Below are 17,346 nucleotides of genomic sequence, written 5' to 3'. Positions count from 1 at the left end.
GTCGGCGTCCCGAGCCGGGAACGACCGAGGGCCCTCCCCCGCCGGAGCGGGAGGAGGGCCCTCGTCGTGGTGCGGGTCGGGTCAGCTGCAGGGAGTCAGCTTCGCGACGGCGTCGGACAGGGTGCCGGTGCCGCCGAGGAGGACGACGCTCGTCGCTCCGCCGGCCTTGATGTCCTGCAGCACCTTGACCGGCACGCAGGTCGGGGGCACGGCGAAGAGGGGGCTCCCCGTGCCCCCGGCGGCCGCGGCTCCCGCCAGGGCGTCGGGGAAGTTCTCTCCGGTGGCCAGGAACACGGTCTTCGACCCGCGGGGGAAGGCCGCCAGGTTGAGCTGCTCCGAGGTGTCGTAGCGGTCGACCCCGCCGATGCGGTTGACGACCGGTCCGGCCGGCACCGTGAGGGAGTTCTGGATGCCGGCGCTGACCGACAGCTCGGATCCCGCGATGGTGAGCACCGGCGGCCGGAGCCGCGTCAGGATCCCGACAGTGGTCGGGTCGGCCGCCGGGAGGCCGCCGTTCACGAGGACGACGGGGGCGGAGTTCTTGCCCGCGGCGGCGGTGGCGCTGAGCGCGTCGGGGAACTTCTCGCCGGTCGCGAGCCAGGCCCCCTTCGGCGAGGTGCCGAAGGCGCTCTCGATGATCTTCCGCGACGTGTCGTAGCGGTCGGTGCCTCCGAGGCGGAAGACCCTCCCGTTCGCGTACTGGCCGAGGTCGGTCGCGAGGGCGTCGCTGACGCTGAGGTCGGAGCCGACGACGACGATCCGCTGGGGCTTGAGACGGGTGAGCTCGTCGCGCACGACCTGGCTCACAGAGTCGCGGTCGACCAGGAGGAGCGGGCCGCCCTGCTTCGCGGCGGCGGGACCGGCGCTGAGCGCGTCGGGGAAGTTCGCGCCGGTGGCGATGTAGACGACGGGGACGCCGGGGGTGTCGAAGGTCGCCTTCGAGATCTCGACGGCGGTGCCCTGGCGATCGGTGCCCGCGAGGCGGGTCACCGTCGGACCGTTGCCAGGGGTCGGCCCGGTGGTCGGCGGAGTCGTCGACGCGACGACCCTGAGGGGCACCCGGACGACGAAGGCGGAGCCCGCCGGCTGCTCGACACCGCGGCCGGCTCCCGTGACGCGGATGGAGGGAGCGCCCGTGAGCGAAGTGTCGCCGAAGTTCTGGTACCGGTCGTAGAAGTCCTGGTTCGGCTTCACCGCGACCGACGAGCCGTCGTCGAGGACCTTAGCGGGGGCGGTGAGCGCCGGGGTGCCGTCCGTTCCGACGGTGGCCCGGACGGAGGTGCCGAAGAAGCCGGGCACGCCCGTCTCGACGACGACGACGTCGCCGGCGCCCGCGTCGGTCAGGCTGCCGCCGCCGGCCCAGAAGACGCCGTCGTGGCGGGTCGAGCTCGGAGTGGTCGCGGACAGGTCGACCACGGCCTCGTCCTCGCCGCTCGCCGGAGCGACGGTCAGGCCGGCGGTGACGCTGAGGTCGAAGCCCGTCGTGGACTCGAGCGCCGGGGGGACGTAGGCGTCGTCCGCCTGCGGCGCCTCCGCGGTGAGGTCGAGCCTCACCGCGGGCTGCTCGAACGAGCCCACCGTGCGCTCGAGCGGGATCTCGATGGTGTTGGCGGCGGCGTCTACGGCCGAGGAGCCCGACACGAAGTCGGCATCGCTGGTGCTGAGGCGCCAGTCCACGGTCTCGTACCCCGGGTGCGACCACTCCGTGAACCCGGCGGACGCGCTCGCGGCCGGGAGCTCGACGGTGATGGTCTCCGCGTCGGAGGAGACGGACAGGCCCTTCGCGACGCCGAACTGGTCGATGTCCTTCCAGACGAAGGGCGCGGGCGACGCCTGCACCTCACGGCTCGCGGCTGATGCGGGTGCGGCGGCGACGAGCGATCCCGCCGTCACCGCTGCGACGCCCAGCAGCGCCGCCCCCGATCTGATCCAGTGCTTCCTCGTGCGTGCAGAGTCCACGGGCTTCCCCCTTGATCGTGATGAGAGGGCCGACCGTCGACGCTCCAGCCCCCGAGCGGATCGTCCTCGATCCGCAGCCGCGTCCAGCGCTCGAAAGCTACCTGGGAAGTGATCGGCGCCGCAATGGCCCCTCACCGCAGGTCCCCTCTCGGGGGGTGCGCCTCCGCTGGAGGAGTCCTACTTCTTGTCCTTGGTCTCGACGTCGCCCGAGAGCGCGGCGATGAACGCCTCCTGGGGGACCTCGACGCGGCCGACCATCTTCATCCGCTTCTTGCCCTCCTTCTGCTTCTCGAGGAGCTTGCGCTTGCGGGTGATGTCGCCGCCGTAGCACTTGGCCAGGACGTCCTTGCGCATCGCGCTGATCGACTCGCGGGCGATGATCCGGGCGCCGATGGCGGCCTGGATCGGCACCTCGAACTGCTGACGCGGGATCAGCTTGCGCAGGCGCCCCGTCATCAGCACGCCGTAGGCGTAGGCCTTCTCCCGGTGCACGATCGCGCTGAACGCGTCGACCTGCTCGCCCTGCAGCAGGATGTCGACCTTCACGAGGTCGGCCTCCTGCGAGCCGGCGGGCTCGTAGTCGAGCGAGGCGTAGCCGGCGGTCTTGGACTTGAGGTTGTCGAAGAAGTCGAAGACGATCTCGCCGAGGGGCATGTGGTAGCGGATCTCGACCCGGTCCTCGCCCAGGTACTCCATGCCGATCAGGGTCCCGCGGCGGCTCTGGCAGAGCTCCATGATCGTGCCGACGTAGTCCTTCGGCGCGAGGATCGCGGCCTTGACGATCGGCTCCGTGACGGCGGCGATCTTCCCGACGGGGAACTCGCTCGGGTTCGTGACGGTGACGGTCTTCTTGTCCTCCGTCGAGACCTCGTAGATGACCGAGGGCGCCGTGGTGATGAGGTCGAGACCGAACTCGCGCTGCAGGCGCTCGGTGATGATCTCGAGGTGCAGGAGGCCGAGGAAGCCGCAGCGGAAGCCGAAGCCGAGCGCCACCGACGTCTCGGGCTCGTAGACGAGCGCCGCGTCCGAGAGCTTGAGCTTGTCGAGGGCCTCGCGCAGGTCCGGGTAGTCGCTGCCGTCGATCGGGTACAGGCCCGAGAACACCATCGGGAGCGGCTCGGTGTAGCCGGACAGCGCCTGCGTCGCGGGCTTGGACGCCGTGGTGACGGTGTCGCCGACCTTCGACTGGCGCACGTCCTTCACACCGGTGATCAGGTAGCCCACCTCGCCGACCGCGAGACCCTGTGTCGCGACGGGCTCGGGGCTCGACACGCCGATCTCGAGGATCTCGTGCGTGGCGCGGGTCGACATCATCTGGATCTTCTCGCGCGGCGAGAGCTTGCCGTCGATCATCCGGACGTAGGTGACGACCCCGCGGTAGGCGTCGTACACGGAGTCGAAGATCATGGCGCGCGCAGGGGCGGAGGGGTCGCCGACGGGCGGCGGGATGAGCTCGGTGACGCGGTCGAGCAGCGCCTCGACGCCCATGCCGGTCTTGCCGGAGACGCGGAGGACGTCGTCCGGGTCGCCGCCGATGAGGCTCGCGAGCTCCTTCGCGTACTTCTCGGGGTCCGCGGCCGGCAGGTCGATCTTGTTCAGGACAGGGATGATCGTGAGGTCGTTCTCGAGCGCGAGGTAGAGGTTCGCGAGCGTCTGGGCCTCGATGCCCTGCGCCGCGTCGACCAGGAGGATCGCGCCCTCGCAGGCCGCCAGCGAGCGGCTGACCTCGTAGGAGAAGTCGACGTGGCCCGGAGTGTCGATCATGTTCAGGGCGAACGTGCGCCCGTCGCGCTCCCACGGCATCCGCACGGCCTGCGACTTGATCGTGATGCCGCGCTCGCGCTCGATGTCCATGCGGTCGAGGTACTGCGCGCGCATCGCCCGGTCCTCGACGACACCCGTGATGCCCAGCATCCGGTCGGCGAGGGTGGACTTGCCGTGGTCGATGTGGGCGATGATGCAGAAGTTGCGGATGGACGCCGGATCGGTCGCGGCGGGCTCGAGCCCGGAGTGTGCACGTGGAGACATCGTGGGACCAGTGTCCCATGCCCGGCGGCGGAGGCCGGGACCGGCGGCTACAGATCGAGTCCGTAGGTGCGGGTGGGCTCGACGCCGGGCGGGTTCTCCCGCTCGCCGAGGCGGACGAAGCCCATGCTCTCGTAGAGGGCGTGCGCGGTGGTCATCAGCGTGCCGCTGTTCATCACGACCCGCTGGAGGCCCCGCTCGGCGGCGAGCATCACGACGAACTCGGTGAGCAGCCGCCCGAGACCCCGCCCACGTGCCTCCGGGGCGACGGCGAGAAGCCGCCAGTCCAGCTCGCCGGGGCGGCCGAGCTCGTACAGGTTGGCGCCCGGGCGCGCAGTGGTGACCGTGGCGAGGATCCGCCCGTCGCCCTCGACGGCGACCCAGACCTCGCCCTCGACGTCGTGCCGGGCGACCGCGGCGACGTCGGCGGCGTACTCCTCCCCCAGCTCGTAGTCGTGGGCGTAGGCGGCGAGCCGCAGGCGCGAGACCTCGTCGTACTCCTGGGCCCGGACGCGCCGGACCAGCACCTCGGCGGCGCTCATCCGCGCACCGGGGCCGGGAGGGCGCGCAGCCCGTGCTCCAGCGCGGCGGGGTCAGCGGCGAGGCAGACGCGGATCCAGCCCTCGCCGGTGCGGCCGAAGGCGCTGCCGGGAGCGACGGCGACGAGGGTCTCGAGGAGGAACGACTCGACCCAGGAGGCGACGTCCCCGCCGGTCGCGTGCGCCATGTCGATCCACAGGTAGAACGCGCCCTCGGGCTCGCGGTAGGCAATCCCCCGCTCGTCGAGCACGCCCGTCGCGAGCCGCAGGTTGGCGAGGTAGTGGTCGGAGGCGGCGGCCACCGCGTCCTGCGGCCCGGTCAGAGCGGCGAGGGCTGCGCGCTGGTCCGGAGTGGCGACGCAGCTGATCGCCGCCTCCTGCACCGTGACCATGATCGACGTGAAGCCGGGAGGCGTCACGAGGTAGCCGACGCGGACGCCGGTCATCGCGTAGGTCTTCGAGAAGGAGAAGACGCTGAGGACGCGGTCGGCGTCGTCCCCGCGCTCCTGCGCGATGGCCGCGAGGCTCACGTGCGGGCGCCCGTAGGTGAAGTACTCGTAGACCTCGTCGCTGAGCACCCACAGGTCGTGGCGCCGGGCGATGTCGAGCAGGCGCTCGAGGACCTCTCTCGGGAACACCACGCCGAGCGGGTTGGACGGGCTGTTGACGATCAGGACGCGGGTCCGGTCCGTGATCAGGCGCTCGACCTCCTCGGGATCGGGGAGGAAGGCGTTCTCGGCGCGCAGCGTGTACGGCACGGGCACGGCGCCGATGGTCCGCGCGTTGGTCGTGAAGACGGTGTAGCCCGGGTCGGGGATGAGCACCTCGTCGCCGGGCCCGAGCAGGAGCGTCATCGCCTGGTGCAGCGCCTGCGTGGCGCCGACGGTCACCCAGACCTGCTCGACGTCCGCCTCGATGCCATTGTCCCTCGCCAGCTTCTCCACGATGGCCCGCCGGAGCTCGGGGACGCCGCCGTTGGGCCCGTAGCGGGTGTCGTCGGCCGCCCACGCCGCTCGGGCCGCCTCGATGATGTGCGGCGCGGTCGGCACGTCGGGCTCGCCCACCGCGAGGAGGGTGACTCCGTCGAGCCGCAGCGCGATCTCGAACAGGTGGCGGATGCCCGAGGGCGGCACCGCGGAGAGGTGATCGGCGAGACGGGGCACCGGCGTCACGTTACCGGCGGGCCCGGACCGCGAGACGCCACGGCGGTCCGCCTCCCCCGGCGTGTCGCCCCGGCGGCCCCGACCCGGACGGCGCCGCCTCCGCGGGCGCGGCGCGGTTGAAGGGTGACGACGGGTGCGCTAAAGTTCCTTGTTGGCTTGCGCTCCCCCTCCGGACACCCGGCAGGCGTGGAGTGATCAGAAGCCGGCGACCTCCAGTCGCACCGCAGGGCGTTCAGACGCCCGCGGAAGGGGCACTCCGTCGAGTAGCCGGCTGCACACACGCACATCCGAGAAGAAGGTAATCCACGTGGCAAACATCAAGTCGCAGATCAAGCGCAACCTCACCAACAAGAAGGCGAACGAGCGCAACAAGGCCGTCAAGAGCGAGCTGAAGACCGCCATCCGCTCGGTCCACACCGCCATCGCCGCCGGCGACACCGAGAAGGCCGGCACCGCCCTCGCCTTCGCCGCCAAGAAGCTCGACAAGGCCGCCAGCAAGGGCGTCATCCACAAGAACCAGGCCGCGAACCGCAAGTCGGCCATCGCGAAGCAGGTCGCCGCGCTGTAGTACTGCGCGAAGCTGCAACGACGAAGGGTCCGGCCTCTGGCCGGGCCCTTCGTCGTTGCAGCTTCGCGGTCGACGGGCTCCTCGTGCCTCGTCGCCCGTCGCGCAGTCGGCTTCCGCGCTTAGTTGCGGTGGGAGGAGCGGGTTTCGTTCCGGGTACGACGATCCGCTCGCACGCGGATCGCCGGTGACCCTGCGAAGGCATCGTCCGGCTCTCGATCGGCTGCGGCCCGGTCGGCTACCGCGGAGGGTCGCGGGGGGAGGCGCGGAGAGCGTTTCGGGGTACGACGATCCGCTGACACGCGGATCGCCGGTGAGCTGTGCCGTCTTCGACGGGCTCCTCGTTCCTCGTCGGCCGTCGCGCGGTCGGCTCACAGGGGTGGTCGCTGTGGGAGGAGCGTCCTGCGTTCCGGGTACGACGATCCGCTGACACGCGGATCGCCGGTGACCCGCACCGATCTCGACGGGCTCCTCGTTCCTCGTCGCCCGTCGCGCGGTCGGCTTACAGGGGTGGTCCCGGTGGGAGGAGCGGGGAGCGTTCCGGGTACGACGATCCGCTCGCACGCGGATCGCCGGTGACCCGCACCGATCTCGACGGGCTCCTCGTTCCTCGTCGCCCGTCGCGCAGTCGGCTTTCGCGCATCGTTGCGGTGGGAGGAGCGGGTTCCGTTCCGGGTACGACGATCCGCTCGCACGCGGATCGCCGGTGACCCTGCGAGGTCGTCGTCCGACTCTTCGTCGGCCGCGGTGCGACCCTGCGAGGGGAGGTGATCCCCTCACTGCTGGTCGAGTGGACGCGGAGCGGCGTATCGAGAACCGCCGGGGACGAGGTCGGTGCGGATCGCGGGCGCAGGGCCTTTCGGGCGGGTCAGAGGCCCCGGGCGGAGACGACGGAGACCATGCGCTCGAGGGCGTACACGGGGTCGCGGGTGGCGCCCTTCACGTTCGCGTCGGCGTCGGCGACCGTCAGGATCGCGGTGCCGAGGCCCTCGCCGGTCCAGCCCTGCAGGTCGCGCCGGGCCCGGTCCACCTGCCACGGAGCGAGGCCCAGACGCGAGGCGACCTGGCCCGAGCCCTCGCGCGAGCCGGCGACCTTCGCCATGGTCCGCAGCTTGCTCGCGAACGCGGCGACGATCGGTACCGGGTCGGCGCCGGAGGCGAGGGCGTGGCGGAGCCCGAGCAGCGCCTCGCCGTGACGGCCCGCGATCGCGGAGTCGGCGACGGTGAAGGCCGTGGTCTCGACGCGGCCGCCGTAGTACTTCGCGACGGTCGCCTCGGTGATCTCGCCGGTGGCGTCGGACAGCAGCTGCTGGCACGCCGACGCGAGCTCGTCGAGGTCGTCGGAGAAGGCCGACACCAGGGCTCGGACGGCGCCGGTGGTCGCCGTGCGGCCGGCGGTGCGGAACTCGGCGATCGCGAAGTCGACCTTGTCGCTCTCGCGCTTGAGCTCGGCGCAGACGATCTCGATGCCGCCGCCCGTGCCCGAGCGGATGGCGTCGAGGAGCTTCTTGCCCCGGTTGCCGCCGCCGTGGCGGAGCACCAGGGTCGCCCCGTCCGCGGGCGCCGAGAGGTAGTCGAGGGTCTCGAGGAGGAACGCGTCCGTGCACTTCTCGACGTTCGAGACGCGGATGAGGCGGGGCTCGTCGAAGAGGGACGGGCTCGCGAGCGTCAGCAGCTCCCCCGGCGCGTAGCCGCCGGCATCGATGTCGCTGACCTCGAGGCTCGGGTCCTCGGCCCGGAGGAACTCGCGGAGGAAGCGCAGCGCGCGGTCGGCGAGGAACTGCTCCGGGCCGGTGATCAGCACGATCGGCGCCGGCCGGGTCTGGTTCCAGGCGAGCTGCCGGATCGCCGCCTTCGAGGGCGCTGCCTTCGCGCGCGCCGGGGCCCTGCCTGCCATGCCGTGTCCTTCCGTGCCGCGCCCGTCCGAGCGCCCTCCACCCTACGGCCCGCTCACGGCGCCCCGAGGCCGCCGCGGGAGCCGTCGCGCCGCTCACCCAGACCGCGATCCCGTCGCTGCGGGACGCGAGCACGACCGTACCCTCGACATCCGACCTCAGCGCCTCGACCCCGCGCTCGGCCAGCAGAGCGAGGAGCGACGGGTTCGGATGTCCGTAGTCGTTCTCCGCCCCGACGGAGATCAGCCCGACGCTCGCGCCGAGCGCGTCGTAGAGGGCGGGCGACTGGTCCGCGGAGCCGTGGTGCGCGACCTTGACCACGTCGACCCGGCCGACCGGCAGCCGGGAGACGCGCCCCTGCTCCTGCTCGCCGAGGTCGCCCAGGAGCGCGACGGAGAGCGGGCCGCCGCGGGCGTCCGGGCCGATGTCGACCCGGAGGGTCACGCTCGCCTCGTTCCCCCGCAGCGCGCTCCGCCGCTCCGGCCACTCGACCCGCCAGCGCAGCGAGCCGAGCGCGCCGCTGTCGCCGCGGACCGCCTCCTGCACGGCGACCCCCGCGCCGGTGAGCGCCGCCCGGTCGCGCTCGTCGTCGCGGCCCGCGGCGGGCCCGACGAGCGCGGCGTCGGTCCGTCCGAGGACGGCCTGGAGCCCGCCGACGTGGTCGAGGTCGTAGTGAGTGAGCACCAGCAGCGGGATCCGGTCCACTCCCATCAGGCGGAGGCAGGCCTCGAGCGGTGCGGGCTCGGGCCCCGTGTCGACGAGCAGCACGCCCGCGTCTCCGCGGAGGAGGACCGCGTCGCCCTGCCCGACGTCGCACATCGCGACACGCCAGTCCTCGGGAACCGAGGCGGCGCGAAGGAGCGGCGTGGCGACGGTGGTGCCGCCGGCGGCGGCGATCGCGCACGCCAGCCCGACGGCGGCGACCCGGCGCACCCGCGCGAGCCGCGGCGACTGCGTGACCAGCACGAGGGCGAGCAGGGTCAGCACGGTGAGCGTGAGCGCTCCTCCTACTCCGGGCCACCAGGCGATCCTCGGGGCGGGCCACGAGTCGACGGCGCGGGCGATCGAGGCGATCCACCAGGCGGGGACGGCGGCGAGCCGGATCGCAGCGTCGGCGGCTCCGGGCCACCAGGGGGCGAGCAGGCAGCCGACGAGCCCGAGCCCGGTCGCGGCGGGTGCCGCGGGCTCGGCGAGCAGGTTGGCGAGCACTCCGTACACCGGCACCGACGGGTCCACGAGCAGCAGCACGGGCTGGCAGGCGAGCTGCGCCGCGGTCGGCACCGCGAGCAGCAGGGCGAGAGGCCGGGGCAGCACTCGACCGAGAGCGCCCGCGATCGGCTCGGCGAGCAGCAGGAGTCCGGCGGTGGCGAGGACGGACAGCACGAAGCCGAGCCTCCCCGCGATCGAGGGGTCGGCGGCCACGAGCACGACGACGGTCGCGAGCAGGGCGGGCACGGCCGCTCCGGAGCGACGCCCGAGCCGCGCGAGGAGGACCACCGTCGCCATCACGGCGGCCCGCACCACGCTCGGCTCGGGGGTCACCAGCACCACGAAGCCGGCGAGCAGGGCGAGGGCGGCGACGGTCCGGAGGCGGCGCCCGGCGCCGAGGAGCGCCGCGATCGTCCAGCCGGCGACCACCACCACGGCGCAGTTGGCGCCCGAGACGGCGGTCAGGTGGGTGAGCGACGCGGTGCGCATCGCCTCCTCGAGCCCCGCGTCGAGCGCGGACGTGTCGCCGGTCGCGAGGCCCGGCAGCAGCCCCGCCACGTCGCCGCCGACCAGCGCCGCGCGTTCGAGGAAGCGCGAGCGCAGCACCTCCGCGACGGCCGCCGCTCCCCCGGGACCGCGCCGGTCCTGAACGGACGCCGCCCTCAGCATCGTCGCCTCGCCGACGGGCGCCTCCTGCGCCGCAGCACGCGCCTCCAGGTCGAGCTCGGCGCCCACCGGCAGCCGACCGCCGGGATCGGCGAGCAGCACGCGGACGGGGGCCGCGGTCGACGCGTCTCCCACCCGCAGCGCCGTCGCGTCGAACCACACTCCCCCGGTCGCGAGCGGTCGGGCACCCGTGTCGACGCGCACGGTGACCGGGGTGAGGGCGCGATCCTCCTGTGCCTCCCGCAGCGACGCCGGGTGGTCACCGGGCGCCGCGGCGACGACGGAGGTGAGGGCGAGGGCGGCACCCGCGCCCCCGACGAGCACCGCTCCGACCAGCCGCCCGCCGAGGCCGCGCCGGAGCAGGACGCACGCCGCCCCGAGCAGCACCCAGCCCGCGGCGCACCACGAGAGGCCCCCGTCGAGCACTGCCGCGACCGGCAGCATCCCGGCCGCCCACGCGGTGGTCCAGGCGGCCACCGCTGCCGGCAGGAGCCGCAGGTCCGCCGCCCGCACGCTCCTCACGGCGCGACCTGGTCGCGGAACGCGGCGAGCGTCTTCTCGCCGATCCCGGGGACCTCGAGCAGCTGGTCGACGGAGGAGAACGGGCCGTTTGCCTCCCGGTGGGCGACGATCTTCTTCGCGGTCGCCGGGCCGATCTCGGGCAGCTCCTCCAGCTGGGCCGCCGTCGCCGTGCTCAGGCTCAGCACGGATCCGGCGGCGGAGGCTCCTCCTGGAGCGGCCCCGCCCGGAGCCGCTCCCGCCGCGGCCGGCGCCGCTCCCACGGCCGGCACGACGATCTGCTCGCCGTCCACGAGCCTCCGGGCCAGGTTGACCGCCGCGCGCTCCGCCGACTCCTGGAACCCTCCGGCGGCGTCGACCGCGTCCGCCACCCGCGCCTCCGGCGACAGGACGTACAGCCCCGGAGAGGCGACCTCGCCGGCCACGTGAACGTACAGCGACTCGACCGCCGCAGCAGCGGGCGCGCTCGTCGACACGGCGGGCTCCAGGACCCGCTCATGACCGCTCGACCGCGCTCCCGCGAGCAGCACCGCGACCACCGCGGCGCCGATGACGAGCACGACCGCCGCTCCCACTCCCACGCGCCAGCGCGGGCGGGCGCGGCGGGGCCGCAGCAGCGCCGTCAGCTGCTCGTCGTCCGTCCCGCTGGTCTCTGGCATCCGCCGACGGTAGGACCCGCGTCACCGCCCGGCGCGGCCGCCGACACCGATCCGGGGACAGCCCGCCGGATCGCCTCCCTGTGGAGGAGAGAGCAGCACCGGCGCAGGACGGACGACGGGGCCCCTCCTGCGAGAGGAGGAGCCCCGTCGGGACGGATCGGCGGCTAGACCGCCTTCGTCACCAGGTTCACCAGGCGCGGCGCCCGCACGATCGCCTTCACGACCTCGCGGCCGACGAGAGCCCGGGCGACGCCGGCCGTGGCCCGCGCCTTCTCCTCGAGCTCGTCGGAGGAGATCTTCGGCGAGACCTCGAGCCGGTCGCGGACCTTGCCGTCGACCTGCAGGATCGCCGTGACCTTCTCCTCGACCAGCAGCGACGGGTCGGCCTTGCGCCACAGCGCGTGCGCGACGGTGCCCTCGTAGCCCAGACGGTGCCACATGTCCTCGGCCGTGTACGGCGCGAACAGGTTGAGAGCCATCGCGACCACCTCGACCGCCTCGCGGACCGCGGGGTCCCCGGCCCCGGCGCCCGAGTCGACGACCTTGCGGGTCGCGTTGACGAGCTCCATCAGCCGCGCGACCACGACGTTGAACTTGAACGCCTCGATCAGCGACGGGGACTCCGCGAGGAAGCGGTGGGTCTGGCGGCGCAGAGCCGCGTCGCCCGACTTCCACTCGACGTCGGGCCTCGAGGTGACGTCCTTCGCCAGGCGCCAGGCGCGGGCGAGGAACTTCGCGCTGCCGCCGGGCGAGACGTCGGCCCAGTCGATGTCGTCCTCGGGCGGGCCGGCGAACGCCATCGTCAGGCGCACGGCGTCGACGCCGAACTCGTCCAGCTGGTCCGAGAGGCGGACGATGTTGCCCTTCGACTTGGACATCGCCGCGCCGTCCATCTGCACCATGCCCTGGTTCAGCAGCGCCGTGAACGGCTCCGTGAACGACACGTAGCCCAGGTCGAACAGCACCTTGGTGATGAAGCGCGCGTACAGCAGGTGCAGGATCGCGTGCGTCACGCCCCCGACGTACTGGTCGACGGGCGCCCACTTCTCGGCGAGCTTCGGATCGAAGGCCTGCGTGTCGTCCTTCGGCGAGAGGAAGCGGAGGAAGTACCACGAGGAGTCCACGAAGGTGTCCATCGTGTCCGGGTCGCGGCGCGCGGGCGAGCCGTCCACCGGGTGCGGCACGTTCACCCAGTCCTCCGCCGCTCCGAGCGGCGACGAGCCCTTCGGCTGTAGGTCGAGGCCGTCGGTGGAGGGCAGGACGACGGGCAGCTGGTCCTCGGGCACCGGCACGAGCTCGCCGTCGGCTCCGTGGATGATCGGGATGGGGGTGCCCCAGTAGCGCTGACGCGAGATCAGCCAGTCGCGCAGGCGGTAGTTCTTGGCCGAGCGGCCGCGGCCGCGCTCCTCGAGCATCCTGATGACGCGCTCGATGGCGGTGCGCTTGGAGAGCCCGTCGAGCGGCCCGGAGTTGATCAGGCGGCCGTCGCCGGTCAGCGCCTCGCCGGTCGTGGCGGGGTCGAGCGAGTACTCCTTCTCGAGCGCGGCCAGCTCCTCCGGGTCCTCCGGGATGACCGGGATCGCCCCGGTGACGGACGCGTTGGTGTCGACGACCACGCGCACGGGCAGGTCGAAGGCGCGGGCGAAGTCGAGGTCGCGCTGGTCGTGCGCGGGCACGGCCATGACGGCTCCGTGGCCGTAGTCGGAGAGGACGTAGTCGGCGGCCCAGATCGGCAGCCGCTCGCCGTTCACGGGGTTCACCGCGTAGCGGCCGAGGAACACGCCGGTCTTGGGGCGGTCGGCGGTCAGGCGCTCGATCTCGCTCGACTTCTGCACCGTCTCGAGGTAGCTGCGGAACGCGTCGCGGATCGCGGGCTCGGAGCCCTCGACCAGCTCGGAGGCGAGGTCGGAGTCGGGCGCGACGACCATGAAGGTCGCCCCGTAGAGCGTGTCGGGGCGCGTGGTGAAGACGGTGACGCGCTCGTCGCGGCCCTCGATCTCGAACTCGACGTCGGCGCCGATGGAGCGGCCGATCCAGTTGCGCTGCATGGCGATGACCTTCGACGGCCAGGATCCCTCGAGCTGGTTCAGGTCGTCGAGCAGCCGGTCGGCGTAGTCGGTGATCTTGAAGTACCACTGCGTGAGCTTCTTCTTGACCACGACCGCGCCGGAGCGCTCGGAGGTGCCGTCCGCGAGGACCTGCTCGTTCGCCAGGACCGTCTGGTCCACCGGGTCCCAGTTGACCCAGCTGTCCTTGCGGTAGGCGAGGCCCTTCTCGTACATCTTGAGGAACAGCCACTGGTTCCACTTGTAGTACTCGGGGTCGGAGGTGTGCAGCACGCGGTCCCAGTCGAAGGACGCGGCGTAGCGCTTCATCGAGCGCTTCTGCTGCTCGATGTTGTCGTAGGTCCAGGTGACCGGATTCAGCCCGCGCTTGATCGCGGCGTTCTCGGCGGGCAGGCCGAAGCTGTCCCAGCCGATCGGGTGGAGGACGTTGAAGCCCTGCTGGCGCCAGTAGCGCGCGATCACGTCTCCGAGCGCGTACGCCTCGGCGTGGCCCATGTGCAGGTCGCCCGAGGGGTACGGGAACATGTCGAGCACGTACTTGCGGGGGCGCTTGTCGTCGGGGTCGTCCGTCGCGAACGGGCGCGTCTCCTCCCAGATCGGGAGCCACTTCTCCTGGAGCGCTCGGAAGTCGTAGCGCTCCTCGTCGCTCGCGCCGGTCTGCCGGGAGGTGTCTTCTGCCACAGGTGCTTCTCACTTCTGAAGGAGGGGGAGAACGCGCACACGTGGGCGGCTGCGTTCGACCATCAACCCTACTGGCCCTGCGCGCACGGGAGACGAACGCGGCGCCCGCTCACTCCTCGGCGGCGCCCAGCACCGCGAGGAGCGCCCGCGCCTTCAGCCGCGTCTCCTCGACCTCCTCCTCCGGCACCGAGAGCGCGGTGATGCCGCCGCCGGTCCCCAGGCGGGCGCGCTCGCCGTCGAGCACGAGGGTGCGGATGGTCATCGCGAGGTCCAGCGAGCCGTCCGAGCCCAGGCGGCCGAAGGCGCCGGAGTAGACGCCGCGGGGACCGCCCTCCCACTCCCGCAGCAGCTCCACCGCCCGGCGCTTGGGCGCTCCCGTCATCGAGCCGGCCGGGAAGAGGGCTGCGATCAGCTCGGCGATCCCGACGCCCGGCGCGCGGCGGGCCGAGACCTCGCTGACCAGCTGGTGGACGTGCGGGTAGCTCTCCACCTCGAGCAGGCGGTCGACGACGACGGAGCCGGGGGCGGCGATCCGGGCGAGGTCGTTGCGGACGAGGTCCACGATCATCACGTTCTCGGCCCGCTCCTTCACGCTCGAGACGAGCTCGTCCCGGAGCGCGCGGTCCTCGTCGGCGTCCCGGCCCCGGGGGCGCGTGCCCTTGATGGGATGCGTGGCGACGCGTCCGTCGGCCCCGCCGGTGAGGAACCGCTCGGGCGAGGCGCTGACGAGCGCGAGCGGGTCGAGGCGGATCAGCCCGCCGTGATGGCTCGGGCTGGAGCGGCGGAGGCGACGGTACGCCTCGACCGGATCGAACCGGCCCTCGACGACGATCTCGTCGGTGAGGCAGAGCTGGTAGGCGTCCCCCGCGCGGATAGCCTCCTGGCAGCGGCCGATCAGCGCCGTGTACTCGGCGGCGGAGTGGCGGCGGACCGGGTCGCCGGCGGGCTCGGGATCCGCGGGGTCCGCGGGGGCGGGCGCCCCGACGAGCTCGAGCAGGCGCGCGGTGAGCTCCTGCACGTCTCCCGTGGCGACCAGGCGGACGGTCCGGGCCCCGTGGTCGAACTCGAGCACGGGGTCGCCCCGGAGCAGGGCGAGGGCCGGCGGATCCGCGGGGCCGGTCGGCGCCGAGGGCAGGGAGACGGAGGCTGCTCCCGCCTCGTAGGAGATCCAGCCGTAGCGGCCGAGCGCGCGGTCGCCCGCCGGGGCCTCGTCGTCGACCGCGGCGAGCGCCGCCGCCACGTCGCCGCCGGCCTCGACGAGGAGCACGTCCCCGCGGGCGCACGCGCCGAGGTAGGAGCGGCCGCTCGTCGCTCCGAGGCCCGAGTCGAGCCAGAACGACGCCTCGGCCGTGGCGAACAGGGCGTGGTGCGCGAGCTCCGGATCGACCCAGGGCAGCTCGATCGAGCGGACGTGCCGATCCTCCGAGACCACTGGGCTAGCGTAGGCGGTCGTGGACGGCGAGCAGGTTCGGGAGTGGGACGGGCGGGCCCTGACGAGCGTTCCCGAGCCGCCCGGCACCTCCCTGGACGCGGCCGACTCCTGGCTGGTGGACGAGGGACGCGTCCGCGGGCTCGACCTGCACCGCGAGCGGTTCGCCGCCTCCGTCGCCTCGGCGGGCGGGCACCCGGACGTCGAGCCGTTCCTCCACGCCGCGATCGCCGCCCTGCCCCGCGAGGGCCGCTCCTTCCCCCGCGTCGAGCTCTCGGGAGGCGCCCTGCGGCTCCGGCTGCGATCCGCCCCGCCGACGACCCGCTCCGTGGTGCTGTGGACGAGCCCCGTGGATCCGCGCCGGACACCGTCCTGGAAGGGGCCGGACATCGCACGTCTCGCCCTCCTGCGGACGCGCGCGCACGCCGCGGGAGCGGACGAGGCCGTGCTGCTCGACGCCGAGGGCGCCGTCATCGACGGAGCGAGCAGCGCGATCCTGTGGTGGCTGGGCGACGCGCTGGTCGTCCCTCCGGCGACGAGCACCCGCGTGCGCAGCGTGACGGCTCGCACCGTCTCGGTGCTCGCCGGCGCGCTCAGCGTGGACGTGATCGAGGCCCCGGCCGAGCCGGGTTCGCTCGAGGGCCGTGAGGTCTGGACGGCCAACGCCCTGCACGGTCTGCGGCTGGCGACCGCCTGGGCGGACGGACCGGCGCTCGCCGCGGAGCCGGGCCGCCTGGACGCCTGGCGGAAGCGGCTGGACGCTCTCAGGCGGCCTCTCCCGGCGCTCTGACCCGCGGAGGACCTCAGCTCCCGCGCGTCCCCCAGACGGAGGGCCCCCGTTCCGGTCCCACTCGTGCGTCCGCCGTGCGAGCATCGAGTACCCCCTCTTCCGGCCCCCGCCGGCCACTCGAGAAAGTCCTGCGATGACGCGTTCCCCCTCCCCCCGCCCCCTCGCCTCCGGGCTGATCGCGCTCGTCGCGACCGGTGCCCTGCTCTTCGGCGCGACCCCGGCCCTCGCCGCGGAGAACCCGCAGAAGCCCCTGTCCTCCTCCGAGGAGGCGCCGACCGGCCTCGCTCCCGCGAGCGAGTCGCCCGAGGCCGCCCAGCAGACCGCCCGCGCGGCCGTCAGCTACTACAACGCCCTCGTCGGCGGCGAGGAGCTGGCCGCCGGACAGCGGATCGTCTCGGGCACGAACGGCTACTCGTTCCGGATGCAGACCGACGGCAACGCGGTCGTTTACGACCCGCAGGGCCGCCCCACCTTCGCGACGAACACCCAGGGCCGCGGCGACCACCTGGTCATGCAGACCGACGGCAACATGGTCGTCTACTCCGCCAAGGGCGGCCCCGTGTGGAGCACGAACACGATCAACGAGGCGGGCGCCTCGGTGATCATGCAGCCCGACGGCAACCTCGTCGTCTACCGCGAGAACGGCTCGCCCGCCTGGGCGAGCAGCGTCCGCCGCGTCATCGCCGAGCCGGTGACCGACACGCTGTTCACGGAGCAGACCCTCCGCCCCGTCCACCAGCTCACCTCCGCCGACGGCCGCTTCAGCGCCGTCATGCAGAACGACGGCAACTTCGTCGGCTACGGCCCCAAGGGCGCAGTCTGGGGCACCGGCACCGGCGGCTCCGGCAACCGCATCACCATGCAGAAGGACGGCAACGCCGTCATCTACGGCTCCGACGGCTCCGTCAAGTGGTTCTCGGGCACGCGCGGCAAGGACCTCCGCCTGGGCATCAACAACGCCGGCTCGCTGATCATCGTGAACCCGTCCGACGACGTGATCTGGACCAGCCAGGCCGCCTTCCCCTCGACCACCCTCTACGCGGCGAACTCGCTCGAGGCGGGCAGCTTCCTCCGCTCCGCGAACGGCGTCTACCGAGCGGTGATGCAGGCGGACGGCAACTTCGTCGTCTACGGCAAGAACGGCCCGATCTGGGCGTCGAAGACCACCCGCGCAGGCGGCT

The 17,346-nt window shown here is 73.0% G+C and carries 11 protein-coding genes and 1 pseudogene; 3 read left to right on the top strand and 9 right to left on the bottom strand.

Going from position 1 to position 17,346, the window contains the following annotated elements; genetic code table 11:
• Window positions 1-81 precede the first annotated feature (81 nt).
• From C5C36_RS07665 to C5C36_RS07650, 4 genes are all read right to left on the bottom strand, one after another.
• Complete coding sequence (locus C5C36_RS07665) at window positions 82-1,959, bottom strand: cell wall-binding repeat-containing protein (RefSeq protein ID WP_146085317.1); 1,878 nt, start codon at window positions 1,957-1,959, stop codon at window positions 82-84.
• Window positions 1,960-2,136: 177 nt separating this feature from the next.
• A complete protein-coding gene (gene lepA / locus C5C36_RS07660; RefSeq protein WP_104309518.1) occupies window positions 2,137-3,987 on the bottom strand; it encodes a translation elongation factor 4 in 1,851 nt (616 codons plus the stop codon).
• 47 nt (window positions 3,988-4,034) lie between these two features.
• Entirely contained in the window at window positions 4,035-4,526 is a 492-nt protein-coding gene (locus C5C36_RS07655) for a GNAT family N-acetyltransferase (protein ID WP_104223126.1), read from the bottom strand.
• The gene (locus tag C5C36_RS07650; RefSeq protein WP_104248213.1) at window positions 4,523-5,686 is read right to left on the bottom strand and encodes a pyridoxal phosphate-dependent aminotransferase; all 1,164 of its coding nucleotides are present in this window, start codon (window positions 5,684-5,686) and stop codon (window positions 4,523-4,525) included. Before C5C36_RS07650 ends, C5C36_RS07655 begins: the two co-directional genes overlap by 4 nt.
• A gap of 307 nt (window positions 5,687-5,993) precedes the next feature.
• On the opposite strand from C5C36_RS07650, the gene rpsT reads away from it, so the two are divergent.
• Window positions 5,994-6,254, top strand: coding sequence for a 30S ribosomal protein S20 (gene rpsT, locus C5C36_RS07645; RefSeq protein ID WP_097165711.1), 261 nt, complete (start codon window positions 5,994-5,996; stop codon window positions 6,252-6,254).
• Between the two features lie 865 nt (window positions 6,255-7,119).
• Here rpsT and holA read toward each other — a convergent pair.
• From holA to pabB, 5 genes and pseudogenes are all read right to left on the bottom strand, one after another.
• Complete coding sequence (gene holA, locus C5C36_RS07640; protein ID WP_104309517.1) at window positions 7,120-8,148, bottom strand: DNA polymerase III subunit delta; 1,029 nt, start codon at window positions 8,146-8,148, stop codon at window positions 7,120-7,122.
• 568 nt (window positions 8,149-8,716) lie between these two features.
• Window positions 8,717-9,844 (bottom strand): annotated as a pseudogene (locus tag C5C36_RS18250) (ComEC/Rec2 family competence protein); the annotation flags it as partial.
• 695 nt (window positions 9,845-10,539) lie between these two features.
• The gene (locus C5C36_RS07625) at window positions 10,540-11,199 is read right to left on the bottom strand and encodes a ComEA family DNA-binding protein (RefSeq protein ID WP_104309516.1); all 660 of its coding nucleotides are present in this window, start codon (window positions 11,197-11,199) and stop codon (window positions 10,540-10,542) included.
• A 164-nt stretch (window positions 11,200-11,363) separates the two neighbouring features.
• The gene (gene leuS, locus C5C36_RS07620; protein ID WP_104225642.1) at window positions 11,364-13,946 is read right to left on the bottom strand and encodes a leucine--tRNA ligase; all 2,583 of its coding nucleotides are present in this window, start codon (window positions 13,944-13,946) and stop codon (window positions 11,364-11,366) included.
• A 109-nt stretch (window positions 13,947-14,055) separates the two neighbouring features.
• Entirely contained in the window at window positions 14,056-15,378 is a 1,323-nt protein-coding gene (gene pabB, locus C5C36_RS07615) for an aminodeoxychorismate synthase component I (protein ID WP_104309515.1), read from the bottom strand.
• Between the two features lie 19 nt (window positions 15,379-15,397).
• On the opposite strand from pabB, the gene C5C36_RS07610 reads away from it, so the two are divergent.
• Window positions 15,398-16,165, top strand: coding sequence for an aminotransferase class IV (locus tag C5C36_RS07610; protein ID WP_258072225.1), 768 nt, complete (start codon window positions 15,398-15,400; stop codon window positions 16,163-16,165).
• 133 nt (window positions 16,166-16,298) lie between these two features.
• The coding region (locus tag C5C36_RS07605) for a hypothetical protein (RefSeq protein ID WP_104309514.1) at window positions 16,299-17,346 on the top strand (1,048 nt) is incomplete at its 3' end.

This window comes from Rathayibacter sp. AY1G1 (genome assembly GCF_002932095.1).
Classification (GTDB): domain Bacteria; phylum Actinomycetota; class Actinomycetes; order Actinomycetales; family Microbacteriaceae; genus Rathayibacter.
The sequence above is the reverse complement of the archived record's forward strand: the minus strand, read 5'-3'. Positions and strand labels throughout refer to the sequence as shown.

What these genes read in the sequence shown, in the direction of transcription:
- lepA (WP_104309518.1), bottom strand. Translation starts at nt 3,987, where the DNA reads ATGTCTCCACGTGCACACTCCGGGCTCGAGCCCGCCGCGACCGATCCG.
- C5C36_RS07625 (WP_104309516.1), bottom strand. Translation starts at nt 11,199, where the DNA reads ATGCCAGAGACCAGCGGGACGGACGACGAGCAGCTGACGGCGCTGCTG.
- holA (WP_104309517.1), bottom strand. Translation starts at nt 8,148, where the DNA reads ATGGCAGGCAGGGCCCCGGCGCGCGCGAAGGCAGCGCCCTCGAAGGCG.
- C5C36_RS07655 (WP_104223126.1), bottom strand. Translation starts at nt 4,526, where the DNA reads ATGAGCGCCGCCGAGGTGCTGGTCCGGCGCGTCCGGGCCCAGGAGTAC.